This is a genomic window from Halalkalibacterium halodurans (assembly GCF_005671335.1).
Lineage (GTDB): Bacteria > Bacillota > Bacilli > Bacillales > Bacillaceae_D > Halalkalibacterium > Halalkalibacterium halodurans.
In genome coordinates this window covers 2,769,245-2,786,491 of record NZ_CP040441.1, presented here as the reverse complement: position 1 = coordinate 2,786,491, position 17,247 = coordinate 2,769,245, and the positions used below count along the sequence as shown (strand labels likewise).

17 protein-coding genes and 1 pseudogene are annotated in these 17,247 nt (G+C 41.9%); 8 read left to right on the top strand and 10 right to left on the bottom strand.

All coding sequences use genetic code 11. The features are described 5' to 3' along the window. Positions 1 to 54 precede the first annotated feature (54 nt). Positions 55 to 504: a TlpA disulfide reductase family protein gene (locus tag FED51_RS13470; RefSeq protein WP_010898813.1), complete on the top strand. Its 450-nt coding sequence runs from the start codon at positions 55 to 57 to the stop codon at positions 502 to 504. A 208-nt stretch (positions 505 to 712) separates the two neighbouring features. Continuing rightward, the gene (locus tag FED51_RS13465) at positions 713 to 1,375 is read left to right on the top strand and encodes a potassium channel family protein (RefSeq protein ID WP_138090586.1); all 663 of its coding nucleotides are present in this window, start codon (positions 713 to 715) and stop codon (positions 1,373 to 1,375) included. A 114-nt stretch (positions 1,376 to 1,489) separates the two neighbouring features. On the opposite strand, the gene rnjA is transcribed toward FED51_RS13465, so the two are convergent. Together rnjA and FED51_RS13455 are read right to left on the bottom strand one after the other, a co-directional pair. After that, positions 1,490 to 3,157: a ribonuclease J1 gene (rnjA, locus tag FED51_RS13460; RefSeq protein ID WP_010898811.1), complete on the bottom strand. Its 1,668-nt coding sequence runs from the start codon at positions 3,155 to 3,157 to the stop codon at positions 1,490 to 1,492. Positions 3,158 to 3,163: 6 nt separating this feature from the next. Then, positions 3,164 to 3,373: a DNA-dependent RNA polymerase subunit epsilon gene (locus FED51_RS13455; protein ID WP_053430855.1), complete on the bottom strand. Its 210-nt coding sequence runs from the start codon at positions 3,371 to 3,373 to the stop codon at positions 3,164 to 3,166. 416 nt (positions 3,374 to 3,789) lie between these two features. Between FED51_RS13455 and FED51_RS13450 the strand changes: the two genes are divergently transcribed. Next, positions 3,790 to 4,563, top strand: coding sequence for a Cof-type HAD-IIB family hydrolase (locus FED51_RS13450; RefSeq protein ID WP_134229145.1), 774 nt, complete (start codon positions 3,790 to 3,792; stop codon positions 4,561 to 4,563). A gap of 65 nt (positions 4,564 to 4,628) precedes the next feature. On the opposite strand, the gene def is transcribed toward FED51_RS13450, so the two are convergent. Next, positions 4,629 to 5,177: a peptide deformylase gene (gene def, locus FED51_RS13445; protein ID WP_010898807.1), complete on the bottom strand. Its 549-nt coding sequence runs from the start codon at positions 5,175 to 5,177 to the stop codon at positions 4,629 to 4,631. 114 nt (positions 5,178 to 5,291) lie between these two features. After that, positions 5,292 to 5,378, bottom strand: a pseudogene (locus FED51_RS21755) (YjcZ family sporulation protein); the annotation flags it as partial. A gap of 338 nt (positions 5,379 to 5,716) precedes the next feature. On the opposite strand from FED51_RS21755, the gene FED51_RS13435 reads away from it, so the two are divergent. From FED51_RS13435 to lpdA, 5 genes are all read left to right on the top strand, one after another. Next, positions 5,717 to 6,373: a YkyA family protein gene (locus tag FED51_RS13435; RefSeq protein ID WP_175414330.1), complete on the top strand. Its 657-nt coding sequence runs from the start codon at positions 5,717 to 5,719 to the stop codon at positions 6,371 to 6,373. Between the two features lie 391 nt (positions 6,374 to 6,764). Then, complete coding sequence (gene pdhA / locus FED51_RS13430; protein ID WP_010898804.1) at positions 6,765 to 7,850, top strand: pyruvate dehydrogenase (acetyl-transferring) E1 component subunit alpha; 1,086 nt, start codon at positions 6,765 to 6,767, stop codon at positions 7,848 to 7,850. Positions 7,851 to 7,853: 3 nt separating this feature from the next. Next, positions 7,854 to 8,831, top strand: coding sequence for an alpha-ketoacid dehydrogenase subunit beta (locus tag FED51_RS13425; RefSeq protein WP_010898803.1), 978 nt, complete (start codon positions 7,854 to 7,856; stop codon positions 8,829 to 8,831). Positions 8,832 to 8,918: 87 nt separating this feature from the next. Further along, on the top strand, positions 8,919 to 10,199 hold the full coding sequence (locus FED51_RS13420; protein WP_010898802.1) for a dihydrolipoamide acetyltransferase family protein: 1,281 nt from the start codon (positions 8,919 to 8,921) through the stop codon (positions 10,197 to 10,199). A 3-nt stretch (positions 10,200 to 10,202) separates the two neighbouring features. Further along, positions 10,203 to 11,612 (top strand): dihydrolipoyl dehydrogenase, encoded by a 1,410-nt coding sequence (lpdA, locus tag FED51_RS13415; RefSeq protein ID WP_053430858.1) that lies wholly within the window; start codon positions 10,203 to 10,205, stop codon positions 11,610 to 11,612. 54 nt (positions 11,613 to 11,666) lie between these two features. Here lpdA and FED51_RS13410 read toward each other — a convergent pair whose 3' ends face one another. The 6 genes from FED51_RS13410 to FED51_RS13385 form a co-directional block, all read right to left on the bottom strand. Beyond that, positions 11,667 to 12,827, bottom strand: a complete 1,161-nt coding sequence (locus FED51_RS13410; protein WP_138090582.1) for a hypothetical protein — start codon at positions 12,825 to 12,827, stop codon at positions 11,667 to 11,669. 11 nt (positions 12,828 to 12,838) lie between these two features. Further along, positions 12,839 to 13,663, bottom strand: coding sequence for a hypothetical protein (locus FED51_RS13405; RefSeq protein ID WP_010898799.1), 825 nt, complete (start codon positions 13,661 to 13,663; stop codon positions 12,839 to 12,841). Then, positions 13,660 to 14,349 carry an ABC transporter ATP-binding protein gene (locus FED51_RS13400; protein WP_010898798.1) on the bottom strand — a complete coding sequence of 230 codons (690 nt, stop codon included), beginning with the start codon at positions 14,347 to 14,349 and terminating at the stop codon, positions 13,660 to 13,662. Before FED51_RS13400 ends, FED51_RS13405 begins: the two co-directional genes overlap by 4 nt. Before the next feature lie 11 nt (positions 14,350 to 14,360). Further along, a complete protein-coding gene (locus tag FED51_RS13395) occupies positions 14,361 to 14,732 on the bottom strand; it encodes a GntR family transcriptional regulator (RefSeq protein WP_010898797.1) in 372 nt (123 codons plus the stop codon). A gap of 168 nt (positions 14,733 to 14,900) precedes the next feature. Next, the gene (locus FED51_RS13390) at positions 14,901 to 15,356 is read right to left on the bottom strand and encodes a thioredoxin domain-containing protein (protein WP_041820680.1); all 456 of its coding nucleotides are present in this window, start codon (positions 15,354 to 15,356) and stop codon (positions 14,901 to 14,903) included. A gap of 351 nt (positions 15,357 to 15,707) precedes the next feature. Then, the gene (locus FED51_RS13385; protein WP_053430860.1) at positions 15,708 to 17,222 is read right to left on the bottom strand and encodes a BCCT family transporter; all 1,515 of its coding nucleotides are present in this window, start codon (positions 17,220 to 17,222) and stop codon (positions 15,708 to 15,710) included. Between the last annotated feature and the right edge of the window lie 25 nt (positions 17,223 to 17,247).

The window sequence follows — 17,247 nt, the reverse complement described above, 5'->3', positions numbered from 1 at the left end:
GCAGCAATGTTAGGCCTCTTCCCTTCATTTTCGATTAGAAGGAGGGAATTGAGAATGGCGTTAAAATTACGTTCTCAAATGCCAGAATTAGAAGGCGCAACTGCATGGTTAAACGGAGAAGTACAAAAGAGTGATCTTCAGGATAAACCGACACTTATTCATTTTTGGTCGATTAGTTGCGGACTATGTAAAGAAGCGATGCCGAATGTGAACGAATTCCGTGATAAATATAAAGATCAATTGCACGTGATTGCCGTTCACATGCCACGTTCGGAAAAAGACTTAGACCTCGAACAGATTAAACAAGTCGCAGAGGAGCATGGGATTACTCAACCTATTTTTGTCGATAGCCAGCATAAGCTAACGGATGCGTTTGAAAATGAATACGTGCCAGCTTACTATGTATTTGATGAAGAAGGACAGCTTCGTCATTTTCAAGCTGGTGGCGGCGGGATGAAAATGCTAACGAAGCGCGTTAACCGAGTGCTAGGTATTAAGGAATAAGCTTGAACAAGTGCGCCACGAGGGGCGCACTTGTTTTATGCTCTTTCTCATGTTTAATTTATAAGAAAGACGTTTTTTCATTAAATGATGGCGGTAAATGAAAGAGGGGCCATGAGCAACCTAGTTAGGGCTAACCTGTACATTCAAGCATATACTAAAGTCAAGCGGAAAAAAGTCAAAGTACATTTGGATAAAAGGTGAAGAGCGTATGAAAAAACAGTTTGCCGTCATTGGATTAGGTCGATTTGGCGGAAGTGTCTGCCGTGCATTAATTGAGAATGGCATGGAAGTATTAGCAATTGATCGAGATGAGGCGAAGGTCGAACAATTTCGTGACATAGCGACCCATGCTGTTATTGCGGATACTACGGATGAGAAGGTGTTAAAAAGCTTAGGTATTCGAAATTTTGATCATGTTATCGTTGCGATCGGTGATGACATTCAAGCGAGTATTTTGACAACCTTAATTTTAGTAGAGCTTGGTGTGCCCCACGTAACAGCAAAAGCACTCAATGCTTATCATGCTAAAGTCTTGAACAAAGTTGGAGCAGAAAAGGTCGTACATCCTGAACGGGATATGGGGGTTCGAATCGCTCACCATCTAATTTCTAAAAATATTCTCGACTATTTGGAGCTTTCAGATGATTACAGCATTGTCGAGTGTATTGCTAGAGAGAAGTTGAATGGAAAAACGATGGTGGAACTAAACATTCGCGCCACGTACGGTTGTAGCATTATTGCGATCAAGCGAGGGCGTGAAATTATCGTATCACCAGCTGCTGAAGAAACAATTCAAACTGATGATTTGTTAGTGGTGATCGGTGCTGATGCGGATATTGTCCGATTTGAAATGGATTTGATCGATTCGTAACAAAAGCACAGGTGTCCCTTTTAGAACTATTGTTAGCTTACTGCTAAATTCTTTTAACCCTCTGAAAAGGTATTAAAAACGAGCGTTTATCGAAACGCTCGTTTTTGTTACCCATTAGACTTCCATGATGATCGGTAAAATCATCGGTTTACGTTTTGTTCGATCGTATAAGAATGGGCCGAGGACATCCGTAATTTCGTTTTTGATTTCAGACCATTGATTCGTTTTACGCTCCATCACTTCTTGCAAATGATTGGCGAGAAGTCTTTGCGCCTCCTGAATTAAGTCCCCTGATTCACGCATGTACACGAATCCTCTTGAAATGAGGTCAGGTCCGGCTGTGACTTTGTACTCCTTCATATTGAGACTAACAACGACGACCACAAGTCCTTCTTCTGACAAAATGCGGCGGTCGCGCAGCACAATGTTGCCGATATCACCGATTCCATTTCCGTCTACGTAAACGGAGCCAGATGGAATTTTTCCGGCGATTCCTGCTTCATCAGGGTGGAGGGCAAGAACATCCCCATTATCCATAATAAAGCAGTTTTCTGCAGGTACCCCGCAATCTTCTGCAAGTTTCGTATGCATTTTGAGCATCCGGTATTCTCCGTGAATGGGCATAAAGTATTTTGGTTTTATTAAACGAAGCATGAGCTTCTGTTCTTCCTGTCCGCCATGTCCAGACGTATGGATGTCATTGAGTGAACCATGAATAACATTCGCTCCAGCTTTGTACAGCTGGTTGATGGTTTTGCTGACGCTTAACGTATTACCTGGAATCGGAGACGAAGAAAAAATCACCGTATCACCAGGGATGATTTGAATTTGCCGATGGGTTCCAAAGGCAACCCTTGAGAGTGCAGCCATTGGTTCTCCTTGAGAGCCTGTACATAAAATCATTACTTCGTTATCAGGTAATTTATTGAGTTGATTTGGCTCAATAAACGTATTTTTAGGAGCCTTAATATAACCGAGTTCTTGACCGATATTAATCGCTGACTCCATGCTGCGGCCAAAGACGGCAACTTTTCGTCCATAACGGACAGCCGACTCTACTGCTTGCTGCAATCGGTGAATGTTCGAGGCGAATGTAGCAAAAATAATTCGACCCTCTACACGGCGAAAAATATGATCGATGCTTTCGCCAACTTTACGCTCTGACATTGTAAACTCAGGAATTTCACTATTGGTGCTATCGGATAGTAAGCAAAGAACGCCTTCTTCCCCGATTTTCGCCATTTTTGTTAAGTTTGCTGGTTCACCAACTGGCGTGAAATCAAATTTAAAATCCCCCGTGTGGACGATGTTGCCAGGAGGGGTTTTTACGACGATCCCGTATGAATCAGGAATGCTGTGGGTCGTTCGAAAAAATGAAACCGACGTCTTGGCAAACTTTATAATATCGTCCTCTTGAATGTCATGGAGTTTCGCTTTACGAAGGAGTCCGTGCTCCTCAAGCTTGCCTCGAAGGAGTCCGAGGGCAAGTTTTCCCCCATAGATTGGAATATTTACTTCCCTAAGTAAATAAGGGATGCCCCCAATATGGTCTTCGTGTCCGTGTGTAATAAAAAGACCTTTTATCTTGTTTTCATTCTTGACCAGGTACGAATAATCAGGAATGACATAATCAATTCCAAGAAGTTCATCTTCAGGAAATTTTATTCCGGCATCAATAAGGATAATTTCATCTTGGAACTGCACCGCATACGTATTTTTTCCGATCTCACCTAAGCCCCCGAGGGCATACACAGCGGTTTGGTTATTTTTTAGTTGCTTCATAATCAGTTAGAGCTTCTCCACGGTAAAATGTTCTTTTTGTTGTTCATACGCTAAAAATTCACCAGAGATCGGAGTGATAAATTCTAGGTTATAGTTTTTCTCAGAAAGCTTTTTGCGTACATCCGCTTCACTTTCTGCTTCTACATATAGAGAGTCTGTGTTCTCTCTAACTGGAACTTGGTCAAAATCTTTTTGATAAAATACTTTGTAGATCATTCATACCTCTCCTTACACGTAAATGATATATTTATTATAAAGGATTCCCTTTTGTTTTTCATGTTTTTCTTTAACATCTAGTAAACAGGATTTCCTATCAACCCAAAAAATCCCTTCATTCACTACATGTAAAGAAGATAATAACGTCATCCTTTACCTCCTTCATTGTTTTTAAACGTGAATAAGACGACTTTTCGGCAATAAGTTTTTGCATCCTTCACGTAATTTTTTGCGTAGTTTTTTTAACATATCATTCGCTCCTTTCCAAGGTTAAGATTTAACAGTTTCCTTCCGCTTCTTTTTTCGGTACGATGAAAAAGGAATGATCTTTCGCTGATTTTAGATTTAGTATGTGTGGATAGGGAGAAGATCACTAAGGTAATTAATGGAGTGCACATGTGTAGGAGGGAAAGCGAATGAGTGACAAAGTTGTTTTTTTTGATATTGATGGAACGCTATTAACAGAAGAGAAAGAGCTACCATCCTCCGCGAAAGAGGCTATTTTTTCGTTGCAGCAAAAAGGGGTGCATGTGGCAATTGCCACTGGCAGAGCACCATTCATGTTTAAGGAGCTTGCAGAAGAGCTCAACATCCGTTCGTTTGTAAGCTTTAATGGTTCTTATGTAGTATTTGAAGGGGAAGTTGTGGCTACTTCACCGCTGACGCAGGAACAATTAACTCGTTTAGATGCATTTGCGAAAGAAAACAATCACCCAATGGTATTTCTTAACCATGAAACAGCAAAGTCAAATGAATTGAATCATCCTCACATTGATGAGAGCATCGCGAGTTTAAAGCTACCGTATCCTGAATACGAACCGGAGTTTTACAAAGATCGTGACATTTATCAAGCGCTCCTTTTTTGTCAGGACGGTGAGGAAAAACGCTATGAAGAAAATCACCAACACTTTGATTATGTTCGGTGGCATCGCTACTCGATTGATGTCATTCCTCAAGGTGGCTCAAAAGCCGTGGGTATTGGCCGATTGCTTGAGCATTTGAAAGTAGGACCTGAGCAGGCGTTTGCCTTTGGTGATGCATTAAACGATTTAGAAATGCTTCAATTTGTAGGCACGGGAATCGCCATGGGGAACGGCCTTGAACAAGTAAAAGCTCGTGCCAACCTAGTGACGAAGCGAGTAGAAGAAGATGGCATTTATCATGGATTGAAATTAGTCGGCTTATTATAAATAAAACAAGAAACCCAGTGGAAATCGTCCACTGGGTTTCCGTTATTTAAAATAGGGTTCAGTAATTATAGGCTCGGATTGATTTCCCTTTTATAAGGATCCACCCAACCCTCAATTCGATCGTAAAACATAATCCCGTTTAGATGATCAATTTCGTGTTGAAACACGATGGCAGGAAATCCTTTTAATTTCAGACGTACTTCTTCATTGTTCTCATTAATAGCTTTTACCGTAATTCGTGCATGTCTTGGTACGATCCCTTGTACTTCACGGTCAACCGATAAGCAGCCCTCTCCTCCTTCAAGGTGGGTCATTTCCACCGATTCGCTAATGATTTTCGGGTTAAAGAGGACTAGACTATATTCCTTTTCATTTTCATCGGTTGTATGAACAGCGATCATTTGTTTGCTTAAACCGATTTGAGGCGCGGCTAACCCAACTCCTGGTCGCAACGAATATTTCTCCGCGATTTCAGGATTTTGGCTGTTTATTAAAAACTCAAGCATTCGCTTGGCGGTTTGTTTGTCTTCATCAGAAAGCGGTACAGGCACAGGTTTAGCGACTTCTCGCAGTACGGGGTTCCCTTCGCGAACAATGTCCTTCATCGTCAACACTATGTATCACTCCTTTTTCTCTTCATTCTTACTTTAGAGTCAAATTCATCAGAATTCAAGTAAATGCATAAAAAAGGAGACCTAGGGGGAGGCCTCCTTTGCGAAATCGTCGTTTTAATATACGCCAAATTTTGACGCGCCAACGATGATCAATAAAATAAACAGAACCACAATTAAAGCAAAGCCTTTTCCTGGCCCGTAACCAACGCCTGCTACTGGTGGGCAATAGCCTACTCCAACAGGAGCGCCGTAACCGACTCCGGCAACTGGTGCACCAGCGCCATAACCGCAAGGATCAAAGCATCCATCAAAACCATATCCGTACATTGAGTCATTACCTCCTTTGATTATCGCTTTCGGGCGATTCCCTACAACATATGCGGTAATTACATGATTGGTTGGACGGATGCCCAGAAAAAGAAATCATAACTGTGCTTTTTTGCTCATACACATGTATCAATCTTAAGTGTGTCATCTTGCTTCATGATGAGATCAACAATTGTGATTATGTGGGACAAGTTGTATAAGGGGGCATTCATTTGCAAACGTATTTGCGGTGGGCATTCATCATTTTGGTTATCACGGCCTTAACGGCTTGCGGGAAAACAGATGAAAAAATTCACGAACATTTAGAGGCGGCAGTTGAACTAGAGAAAGGCTTTTTAGAACAACAAGCTCCTTTAAGGCTTGCAGAAAAGGAAGAATATGAACGGTATGAAGCGTTAATTTCCCAAAATGTAGGGGAAAAAGAAGAGATAGAGGCGTTAGCTGCTGAGGCAATCGAACAAACCTATAGACGGGAAGAAATCATCGCCTTGGAGAAAGAAAGCATGACTGCAAGTTACGAAGCGTTTAAGAACATTGAGAGCTATGTGGAAAAATATAAAGATCCAGATATGAAAGCATTGCTTGAAGAAATGATGAAGACGATGAGTGAGCGATTTCATCTATATGAAACGATTGCGGCAGATTATGTAGAGGGGATTGAGTTGGACCGTCAGCTCTATGAAATGCTAAAGGATGAGTCGACTTCGATCGAGTCGTTGCAGGAGCAAATTGAACGTATAAATGCTAAATATGAACAAATCAATGAGGCAAAGAGCGAATTTAATGAACGAACAAAAGAATACAATGAACAGAAACGGGAATTTTATAACGGAACAAAGCTCAACGTCCAATATTCAACTGGACGTTGAGCTTTTTCGTCATGAGAACTGTACTATAATTAATGTGAAGTTGATATATAACAGTAAGGTTTTTTAACATGGTTTCATGAAAGTGGATTCAGATAGATAATGCAAAAGGATTGACGAATTTCTATCCGTTGATGTAGACTTATCAACGGAAGATAAATTGTATTATTTTCTCGAAAAGATGACTAATACAGTTTTCTAATTAACGTGATATCCATGTTAATGCGTCAAAGCTGACAATTAAAGCCACCTTCAATACCTATCCCTCGAATGATTAAGGTTATGTAGGGACAGGGAATGGGTATTCTATGTAAGGAGTTTAAAAAAACGACAATCATCGATAAATGGTTTTAATCGTCAGATATTTTCATTTGAAAGGAAGAGGTGAAGGCAAGTGAGTACAAAGACGTTAGAAAAAGTGGAAGGTCAGTTTGAGACATTTCAAATTTTGAACGAAGAAGGCGAAGTTGTAAACGAAGCTGCAATGCCTGATCTAAGTGATGAACAATTACAAGAGTTAATGAAGCGCATGGTGTATACAAGAATTTGGGACCAACGCGCAATCTCCTTAAACCGCCAAGGGCGTTTAGGGTTCTACGCACCAGTTGCAGGCCAAGAGGCATCCATGCTTGGGTCGCAATTTGCCCTTGATAAAGAGGATTGGATTTTACCTGGATATCGCGATATTCCTCAAATCGTATTCCATGGTTTACCGCTCTATCAAGCGTTCCTATATTCCCGTGGTCACTTTGAAGGCGGACAAATTCCAGACGGTGTGAACGTGCTTATGCCGCAGATTATTATCGGAGCTCAGATCGTCCAAGCAGCTGGAGTTGCGATGGGTCTTAAGCGCAAAGGAAAGCAAAATGTAGCAATCACATATACAGGAGACGGTGGTGCGTCTCAAGGGGATTTCTATGAAGGAATGAACTTTGCTGGTGCTTACAACTCTCCAGCGATTTTCGTTGTTCAAAACAACCGTTTTGCGATTTCGGTTCCTGTCGAAAAACAATCTGCTGCTAAAACCATTGCTCAAAAAGCAGTTGCTGCAGGAATTGAAGGGATTCAAGTAGATGGGATGGACGTCTTAGCAGTCTATGCAGCGACAAAGCAAGCACGTGAGCGAGCGCTCGCTGGGGATGGTCCGACATTAATTGAAACGCTTTGCTATCGCTATGGGCCGCATACGATGGCGGGAGATGATCCAACTCGTTATCGTTCTTCTGACCTCGATGATGAATGGGAAAAGAAAGATCCGCTCGTTCGTTTCCGTAAGTTCTTAGAAGGAAAAGGACTTTGGAGTGAAGAGCAAGAGAACGAAGTGGTAGAAAAAGCGAAAGAAGATATTAAAGCGGCTATTAAGAAAGCTGATGCTGCCCCTAAGCAAAAAGTAACAGATTTGATCGGATTTATGTTTGAAGAAGCTCCTCAGCATCTTCGTGAGCAATTAGAAGAATATACAGCAAAGGAGTCGAAGTAACCTATGGCGCAAATGACAATGATCCAAGCGATTACGGATGCGATGCGTAATGAGCTAAAACGTGACGAGAATGTTCTCGTTTTTGGTGAAGACGTAGGCCAAAACGGTGGTGTCTTCCGTGCTACTGAAGGGCTTCAAAAGGAATTTGGCGAAGACCGTGTATTCGATACACCACTTGCTGAGTCTGGAATTGGGGGCCTAGCGATCGGTCTAGGATTAACAGGCTTCCGCCCAGTCATGGAAGTTCAATTTTTCGGTTTTGTATTTGAAGTATTTGATTCGGTTGCTGGACAAATGGCGAGAATGCGATATCGTTCAGGTGGCAAGTATCATTCGCCAATTACGGTCCGCTCTCCGTTTGGTGGAGGGGTAAAAACACCTGAACTTCACGCCGATAACTTAGAAGGTTTAATGGCACAGACACCAGGTGTAAAAGTTGTGATTCCGTCAACTCCATATGATGCAAAAGGGTTATTGATTTCTGCGATTCGTGACAATGATCCAGTTATCTACCTAGAGCATATGAAGTTATACCGCTCTTTCCGTGCGGAAGTTCCGGAAGAGGAGTACACAATTCCACTTGGTAAAGCTGATGTGAAGCGCGAAGGAAAAGATGTTTCTATTATTACGTATGGCGCAATGGTTCACTCTTCTCTAAAAGCGGCAGAAGAGCTTGAAAAAGAAGGCATTAGTGCCGAGGTCATTGACCTGAGAACAATCAGTCCTATTGACATCGATACGATTTTAGAATCTGTGAAAAAGACAAGCCGAGTGATCGTTGTACAAGAGGCTCAAAAACAAGCTGGGATTGGTGCGCATGTAGCTTCAGAAATCCAAGAACGTGCCATCCTTCATTTGGAAGCACCGATCATGCGTGTTTCTGCGCCAGATACGGTTTATCCGTTTGCAGCAGCGGAAGATGTATGGCTTCCTGATTTCAAAGATATTGTTGAAAAAGCAAAAGCAGTCATTGAATTTTAATTCAGATACGGTCAAGGGAAGAAGGGTGACTACGGTCTTCCTTCTCTCCTCATAAGAAGAATAGGATTAAAAAAGGAGGCGCTTGGATTGGCTTACGAATTTAAATTGCCTGACATCGGGGAAGGCATTCATGAAGGTGAGATTGTCAAATGGTTCGTGAAACCTGGTGATGAAGTAAAAGAAGACGATATTCTTTTGGAAGTTCAAAACGATAAAGCAGTCGTAGAAATTCCTTCACCGGTTGACGGGAAAATTTTAGAGGTTAAAGTAGAAGAAGGGACAGTAGCGATTGTCGGTGATGTGCTCGTCACGATCGATGCTGGAGAAGGAGTAGGAGCGGAAGAAACAGAAGAAGCCCCTGCACCAGAAGAAAAAGCTGAGGAAGCAGCACCAGCTGAGCCGGCACCAGCAAAAGAAACAGCACCTGAAGAAGACGGCGACGAAGACAAACGCGTCATCGCGATGCCATCTGTTCGTAAATACGCTCGTGAAAAAGGTGTAAACATTAAGAAAGTGAAGGGAACAGGGAAAAACGGTCGCATTTTACGTGAAGACATTGATGCTTTCTTGAGTGGAGATACTCAAGCAGAGGCTTCGGAAGAAAAAGCCGAAACAGCGGCACCTGCGGCAGCATCTAATGTGGAGCCGACTGAAATTCCTGTTGGTGAACGGGAAGAGCGCGTACCGCTTAAAGGGATCCGTAAAGCGATCGCAAAAGCGATGGTCAACTCGAAACATACAGCCCCGCATGTCACCCACATGGATGAAGTGGATGTTACGGCTCTTGTTGCACATCGTAAACAGTATAAAGAAATCGCAGCAGAGCAAGGGACAAAGCTCACATACTTACCTTATGTTGTGAAGGCTTTAACGTCTGCGTTGAAGAAGTATCCGGTTCTTAATGCGTCGATTGACGACGTGAACGAGGAGATTGTGTACAAGCATTACTTCAATATTGGTATTGCGGCTGACACAGAGCAAGGACTTGTCGTTCCAGTCATTAAAGACACAGATCGTAAATCGATCTTTGAATTAGCTGACAACATTAATGAGCTTGCGATTAAAGCACGTGATGGTAAGTTGAGCGCTGCTGAAATGAAGGGCGGCTCTTGCACAATCTCAAACCTTGGTTCTGCTCGTGGTCAATGGTTCACGCCAATTATCAACCACCCAGAAGTAGCGATTTTAGGAATTGGCCGAATCGAAGAGAAGCCAGTTGTTAAAGATGGTGAAATTGTAGCGGCTCCAGTTCTCGCACTTTCAATCAGCTATGATCACCGCCTCATCGACGGGGTCACAGCACAAAACGCACTGAATCATGTGAAGCGTTTGTTGAACGATCCACAATTAATGTTAATGGAGGGGTAAGGAATGGTTGTAGGTGATTTCGCAAAAGAAGTTGATACTCTCGTCATTGGTTCAGGTCCAGGAGGCTACGTTGCCGCGATTCGTGCAGCGCAGCTTGGACAAAGCGTAACAATTGTAGAAAAAGGTACTCTTGGGGGAGTATGCTTAAACGTTGGTTGTATCCCTTCCAAGGCGTTGATCTCTGCTGGTCATCGTTATCACAACGCTCTACATTCTGACGATTTAGGGATTAAGGCAGAAAACGTGACATTAGACTTCAGCAAAGTTCAAGAGTGGAAAGCATCTGTCGTAAATAAATTAACAGGTGGCGTAGAAGGGTTACTTAAAGGGAATAAAGTAGAAATCATTAAAGGTGAGGCCTACTTTGCTTCGGAAGACTCTGTGCGCATTATGGATGAGAAAAATGCAACAACATACAAGTTTAAAAACTGCATCATCGCAACAGGCTCTCGTCCAATTGAATTACCGAACTTCAAATATTCAAAGCGGATTATCAATTCAACTGGTGCCCTCGCGCTAGAAGAAGTTCCGAAAAAACTTGTTGTTATCGGCGGTGGCTACATCGGGATCGAGCTTACAGGTGCATATTCAAACTTAGGTTCAGATGTAGTTGTACTTGAAGGTGGCAAACAAATCTTACCTGGGTTTGAAAAGCAAATGGCAAAGCTTGTTGAGCGTAAGTTGAAAAAGAACGGTGTTTCTTTCCATACAGAAGCGATGGCTAAAGGCGTGGAAGAAACAGAAGATGGCGTAAAAGTAACGGCAGAAATTAAAGGCAAAGAAGAAGTATTTGAAGCTGATTATGTATTGGTTACTGTCGGTCGTAAACCAAATACGGATGAGCTTGGTCTTGAACAAATCGGAGTCGAGCTTACAGAGCGCGGTTTGATCAAAGTTGACAAACAATGTCGTACGAACTTAAGCAACATTTATGCGATCGGCGACGTCATTGCAGGACCTGCACTAGCACATAAAGCTTCCTACGAAGGGAAAATCGCTGCAGAAGCGATTGCCGGGGAAAAGTCAGAAATTGATTACTTGGCGATTCCAGCCGTTGTATTCTCTGACCCAGAGCTCGCTACGGTTGGCTATACTGAGACAGAAGCGAGGGAAGCTGGCTATGATGTAACAGCTGCAAAATTCCCGTTTGCTGCAAACGGAAGAGCGTTGTCTCTAAATGATGCAGATGGTTTCATGAAGCTCATTACTCGTAAAGAAGATGGCCTCGTCATTGGTGCACAAATTGCCGGTCCGAATGCTTCTGATATGATTGCAGAGCTTGGCCTTGCGATTGAAACTGGTATGACGGCTGAGGATATTGCTCTTACGATTCATGCCCATCCATCTTTAGGCGAAATTACGATGGAAGCTGCAGAAGTAGCACTTGGAACACCGATTCACATCGTAAAATAACCGCTAACGGTAAAAAACACGGTTGCTATTTTAGCACCGTGTTTTTTTATCTTTTTAATTTCGAACATTCATGTTGTAAAAGGTAAGCTTATAGTGGTTGCCTATCTCTTGCTTTGGCTCGATTGTGCCTTCAAACAGCATATTCTCTGTTAAAAAGTCGATAACAGTGATCGGAGCCCCTCTATTTTCATTAGGATTGGACCGAGTGAGGTATACCTTTTGGCCAGAGAGTGCCATAACGTAATTGTTGATCGTCACATTTGATAAAAGTGGCATGTCAATCGTCTTTTCTAATACCTCCTCTGTCACTAGATTGAATCCTTCGATCATCAATTGCTTCTCTGCTAAAGAGAGCAAGTAAAGGGTATCGTTTTCAAGGTGCACGATTTTATCTTCATCTAGTTCAAACGGGAGGTCGAGATTCACGACTTCCTTTGTCGCTAAGTCCATGTACATCAGCTGTTTATCTACAAATTCGCTATGACTTTCCTCAACTTCTTGATACAGATTTTTTTCGAAAACTAAAAAAGTAGGTTGATCGTCATCTACGTATGTTTGCAGATAGCTGTCCTGATCCGAAATGAGCGTATCGTGGGTGACCGTCTGCTTCGCTAAATCAATACTATAAACGTGCATTTCTTCATCATCAAAATGAGGTGAAACGCTTGCTGCGATGTGAAGTTCATCATCTCTTACAATCACTTGCTCCAAGTAAAGATAGAAATATTTCTCACCATTTGGAATGTCCAATTGAAAGAGCGTTTCTTCCTTTGATTGTTTATCTAAAATCGCTATTTCCACTTGTACTGCAGTATCGTTGGTCTGATCCCAAGGGAGGCTTACATAAGTGATTTGCTCGTCATTTTCAATAAACGTGCCTGAATAAAAATTCTTTCCCCGAAGAAAGGAGCGATTATTTTTATATAGATCTTGTACGAGTGGACTGTGGAATTGTAAATCATTCATTCTCTCGAAAAAAGAACGCTTCTTTAAGTGGACTGTTTCTTTACTCGTTATCCACATGTCACTCCATACTATACGATCTTCGTAATATCCATTGATGATGACTGGATCGATCTCAGCCAGGTCGCCAGTCACCTTCTTGATGTCGAATTCAGGTAAAGCAAGGTTTGCTAGCGTCGTTTGAATAAAAAAAGTGCCCAAAACAACCACAATGCCTGTTACTAATACAACTAGTTTCCAATATCGTCCCATAAGTCACACCCCTACACCATGATTCGTTTTCTTAATAAGTAATAACTTAGCCAGATCGAGCCACCTATAATAATAACGGAGAGCAGCAGGTGGATGAGAAAGATTTCGATTGGGAAGAAGTAACTTCTCGAGAAGGACAGCTCCGGTGAAAGAAAAATGAGCCAAACAATTCCAACATAGATGCCACCGAAAATAATGCCTTTAAGCCTAAAGCTTCTTTCGAGAAGAATCGCTGTGAACACAACGAACACAAACATGAGCCCCAGTCCATAATGAATGAAAAATTCCATAATGGAATAGGGGATGATCACATGTAAAAAGTCTAAGCTCTGCAATGTTTCTCGCAATGGGAGTTCTACATGAAGAGCAGAAGGTGTAAGCCATGCCAACAGCTTCGTTTCAAGCGACAGGAGAATAAGTTGCCATGACACAAGTCCTAGCACCATTAGAAAGATGGCGGTCGCTTTTGCTAAGTAAATGTTGATCCGTTCCGTAGGTAACATAAGTAGCCGGTAAATAAAAGTATTTTTTCCGAACCAATCACGATACCAAATAAGAAATACATAAAGGAGTAATGTGACAGCTCCGAATGCAATTGGACTGACAAACCACATACTATTTGTAATGTTGGCCATGCTAATAGGTCCATATTCCTCCATGAACTGTGCTTCGTTCATTCGATTCTGAACCATGATTTCTGTTGCATGATTTAAAAATCGCTTCGAAATAACAAACACACCTATGATTTGGGAAAGGAGTGTGACAACTAGGAGAACGGCATATAACTTTGCGAAACGATGGACTTCAAAGTGTGTTAGTTTTAAGTAATTTTTCATCGGTTGTACACCTCTCTCAATACATCGATCACAGACTTTCCTTCGTTTTCTCTCAGAGCTTCTGTTTGAAATTGTTTATAGACTTTTCCATCGTTTAGCACGACAACGTGATCAATTAAATGTTCAATATCACCGATTTCGTGAGTTGTTATGATGACGCCACGATCTTCGATAAGATGGCTTGTAAAACAATCGGCAATTTGTTCGCGGCTAAAGATATCGATCCCAGAAAAGGGTTCATCCATTAGTAAAAAATCAACATCGAGCGCAAGCCCGAGCAACAAATTGGCCTTCGCTGCATTGCCTTTCGATAAGCTTGAAATGAGGTCTTGTTCATTTAATTTAAAAAATGAGAGTAATTCCTTGGCGCGTTCCACGTTCCAATTGCGGTAATACTCGTTCATAAAATCCATGGCCTGCCGGATGGTCATATTAGGCATCATCGTGATTGCATCTGGAATAAAAGTCGCTTGTTCAAAAGTGTGTTTGTCAATCGGTTGACCGTTGATTAAAATTTCCCCTGATTGTATCGGGGTTAATGCCATCATTGCTTTGAGAATTGTCGTTTTCCCAACACCGTTAATGCCAATAAGGCAAGTGATTTCCCCTTTTTTCGCTGTAAATGAGACATCATCTAATACGAGCTTCCGTCCATATTTTTTCGTCACGTTTTTTACTTCAATCATAAGTGTCCCCCTCAAATCTCGTCCTTCTCGTATTTTTCTTTTAATAGCGTAATGACTTCATCGATCGGCACATGAATGGGTTTAATCGCTGCAATAAAGTTATCCACTGCGTCTCGAATGAGCTCTGAGCGGACAGAAGCTAATATGTCCGGATCATTCGTAATTTTACTCGGTAAATTTCCTTCCGTCTTGATCAATCCTTGTTCCTCCATTTCCTTATACGCGCGCTGTGCGGTGTTTGGATTAATTTTTAAATTGTTCGCTAATTCACGACGTGATGGAATTTCTTCACCTGGCAAGAGCGCTCCCGTAGCAATACGTTCCTTAAAGTGTCGGATCACTTGTAGGTAGACAGGATCGCGCTTATTAAAATTCATTTTCATGGCAACAGCTCCTATTATTGGTGTATTAACAACTTAATACATCATCGGCGCACGAAGCGTATTAATCCTTTAATACAGCTCTAGTGTATTATATGGTTCATACAGGTAAGTTGTCAATAGATATCAGACAAAAAAAGGAATTATATTTTTAGAAGAGGAGTGAAGACACTAGAAAAGCTTCCTCAGAAAATTAGAGGAAGCTTGACATATAATCGTATAGATAAAACTCGATTCTTTTTTTGATAGCGATTTTGATGATAGATGATACACTCGTTCAATTTCTTTTATGATTTGCGCTGTACTGTACTCGCCTTCGAGACGCAAAAAGACTTTGTCACCTTGAACGACAATAAGCGTTGGGAATTGTTCGACTTGAAAATAGCGAATAACATCCTCATGTTCTCCAGAAGTGACTAAAACGTGAGGAACTTCGTTTGGATAAAGGGATTGCAATTCCAGCAGCGCGTCTAAATAAGGCTTTTCTTGATCGACAGGGTCTGGCTCTGAAAATAAAATCGTTGTTTTTACATCGTTTTGGATGAATGGTGGCGAAGAGGTTGAATCGCTCGTTGCGATACATCCCGTGAGACAAATAACACATCCGACCCACAAAAGAAACCTCATACGATTGATCACCCCTTCACTCCAACCTGTCCACTGTTTTATCTATTTAACTGGTAGAAACTCTCACTTCAAGCCGATAAATGTCCTATGGAAATGCTTGTAACTTGCCCTGTGTGGGCTACACCTAATATATAATAGGGAAAAGAAATTGATAAAATTTCACTTTATCATCTTCTTGTCATCATTTTATCATGTGATGGCTAGGTTCGGTGATCAGTAACATAATTGTAATGAAATAGAAACATCTGTTTTATTTTCTCTACGTTAAAAGACATCTATTTACAGGATAGTGATAAAAAAGACCCTGTCATCAGCTTATAAAGATGATGACAGGGGCATGTTTTCTCACGTTTATCGCTTTTTTGGTTGGCGTGCAGGGATGATTTCCCGCCTAAATGATTTAACCATGGAAAAAATGAGAACAATCATAATAACTGTAAACGGCAAGGCCGCTATTATCGCTGCGGTTTGCAGAGCCCCCAAACCTTCCTGGTTTAAAAGCAAAATCGCCGCACTTGCAGAGATGATGAGCCCCCATACGAATTTGACAACATTTGAAGGGTTTAAATCGCCGTCGGTTGATTGAATTCCGAGAACGACGGTTGCTGAATCAGCAGATGTAATAAAGAACGACGCAATTAACAATAACGCAATGACAGATAAAAACGTTCCGAGTGGAAATTGCTCTAATAAGCCAAACAAAGCAATCTCCATTCCATGATCGGCCATCAACCCGTTAATATCCGCAATGCCCTCTCGTTGGAAATAGATGCCCGTTCCACCAAAAACGCTAAACCATAGAGCGCCATAGAGAGCAGGTACTGCAAGAACCCCAATGACAAATTCACGAATCGTTCGTCCTTTTGAAACACGAGCAATGAATGAGCCGACAAATGGTGCCCATGAAATCCACCAAGCCCAATAGAAGATTGTCCAGCCTTCCACCCAGTTTGTTTCTGGGTTGTATACATCAAGACGAAAGCTCATCCCAGGCAAGTTTTGAATATACGAGCCGAGGGTTTGTGTGAAAACCCCTAATAAATAACTTGTTGGTCCTAAGATTAGTACGAGCAGCATAAGTAAGGTTGCTAAAACAATATTGATGCGGCTTAAATGACGAATCCCTTGGTTTAAGCCGGTTTGTGATGACACCATAAATAGAATAGTGACGACAAAGATGACGATCAGTTGCACCATATAAGGGCTATAATCTCCGACAGCAGGTACTAAGTGGTTGAGCCCACCGGAAATTTGTGCCGCTCCAAATCCGAGGGATGTGGCGACACCAAAAATGGTAGCAAACACGACGATGACATTGATCACCGTTCCAATCCAGCCATCAACCCGGTCACCAATCAATGGCCTAAAGGAGGAGCTAAGAACGCCTGATTCCCCTTTGCGGAAAGTGAAATAGGCGATGGCTAAAGCGACAATCGTATAGATTGCCCAAGGGTGCAAGCCCCAGTGGAAAAAGGAATAGCGCATTGCCTCACCAGCCGCCTGCGCCGTTTCTGGCACGGCAATCGGTGGGTCAAAGTAATGATATACAGGTTCCGCAACACCCCAAAATACAAGACCAATCCCCATTCCAGCCGTAAATAAGAAAGCAAACCATGTAAGATAGCTGTATTCTGGTTTTTCCTCTTGCTTCCCTAAGCGAATGTTCCCATACTTACTAAATATCAAAAAGATCGCGAACGCGAGAAACCCTGTTGCGGAAAGCAAATAAAACCAACCAAGTTCATTTAAAATAAACGAATCGATCACTTTTGTGACCGCCGCTAAATTTTTAGGAGCAATAAGTCCCCAAGCAATAAAAATAGCGGCAATAGCTACTGAAATAATAAACACTTTGTATTTACCCATGTCATTCTCCTCTCTGCTTGTTAAG

What these genes read in the sequence shown, in the direction of transcription:
- FED51_RS13470 (WP_010898813.1), top strand. Translation starts at nt 55, where the DNA reads ATGGCGTTAAAATTACGTTCTCAAATGCCAGAATTAGAAGGCGCAACT.
- FED51_RS13465 (WP_138090586.1), top strand. Translation starts at nt 713, where the DNA reads ATGAAAAAACAGTTTGCCGTCATTGGATTAGGTCGATTTGGCGGAAGT.
- rnjA (WP_010898811.1), bottom strand. Translation starts at nt 3,157, where the DNA reads ATGAAGCAACTAAAAAATAACCAAACCGCTGTGTATGCCCTCGGGGGC.
- FED51_RS13455 (WP_053430855.1), bottom strand. Translation starts at nt 3,373, where the DNA reads ATGATCTACAAAGTATTTTATCAAAAAGATTTTGACCAAGTTCCAGTT.
- FED51_RS13450 (WP_134229145.1), top strand. Translation starts at nt 3,790, where the DNA reads ATGAGTGACAAAGTTGTTTTTTTTGATATTGATGGAACGCTATTAACA.
- FED51_RS13425 (WP_010898803.1), top strand. Translation starts at nt 7,854, where the DNA reads ATGGCGCAAATGACAATGATCCAAGCGATTACGGATGCGATGCGTAAT.
- lpdA (WP_053430858.1), top strand. Translation starts at nt 10,203, where the DNA reads ATGGTTGTAGGTGATTTCGCAAAAGAAGTTGATACTCTCGTCATTGGT.
- FED51_RS13410 (WP_138090582.1), bottom strand. Translation starts at nt 12,827, where the DNA reads ATGGGACGATATTGGAAACTAGTTGTATTAGTAACAGGCATTGTGGTT.
- FED51_RS13405 (WP_010898799.1), bottom strand. Translation starts at nt 13,663, where the DNA reads ATGAAAAATTACTTAAAACTAACACACTTTGAAGTCCATCGTTTCGCA.
- FED51_RS13400 (WP_010898798.1), bottom strand. Translation starts at nt 14,349, where the DNA reads ATGATTGAAGTAAAAAACGTGACGAAAAAATATGGACGGAAGCTCGTA.
- FED51_RS13395 (WP_010898797.1), bottom strand. Translation starts at nt 14,732, where the DNA reads ATGAAAATGAATTTTAATAAGCGCGATCCTGTCTACCTACAAGTGATC.
- FED51_RS13390 (WP_041820680.1), bottom strand. Translation starts at nt 15,356, where the DNA reads ATGAGGTTTCTTTTGTGGGTCGGATGTGTTATTTGTCTCACGGGATGT.
- FED51_RS13385 (WP_053430860.1), bottom strand. Translation starts at nt 17,222, where the DNA reads ATGGGTAAATACAAAGTGTTTATTATTTCAGTAGCTATTGCCGCTATT.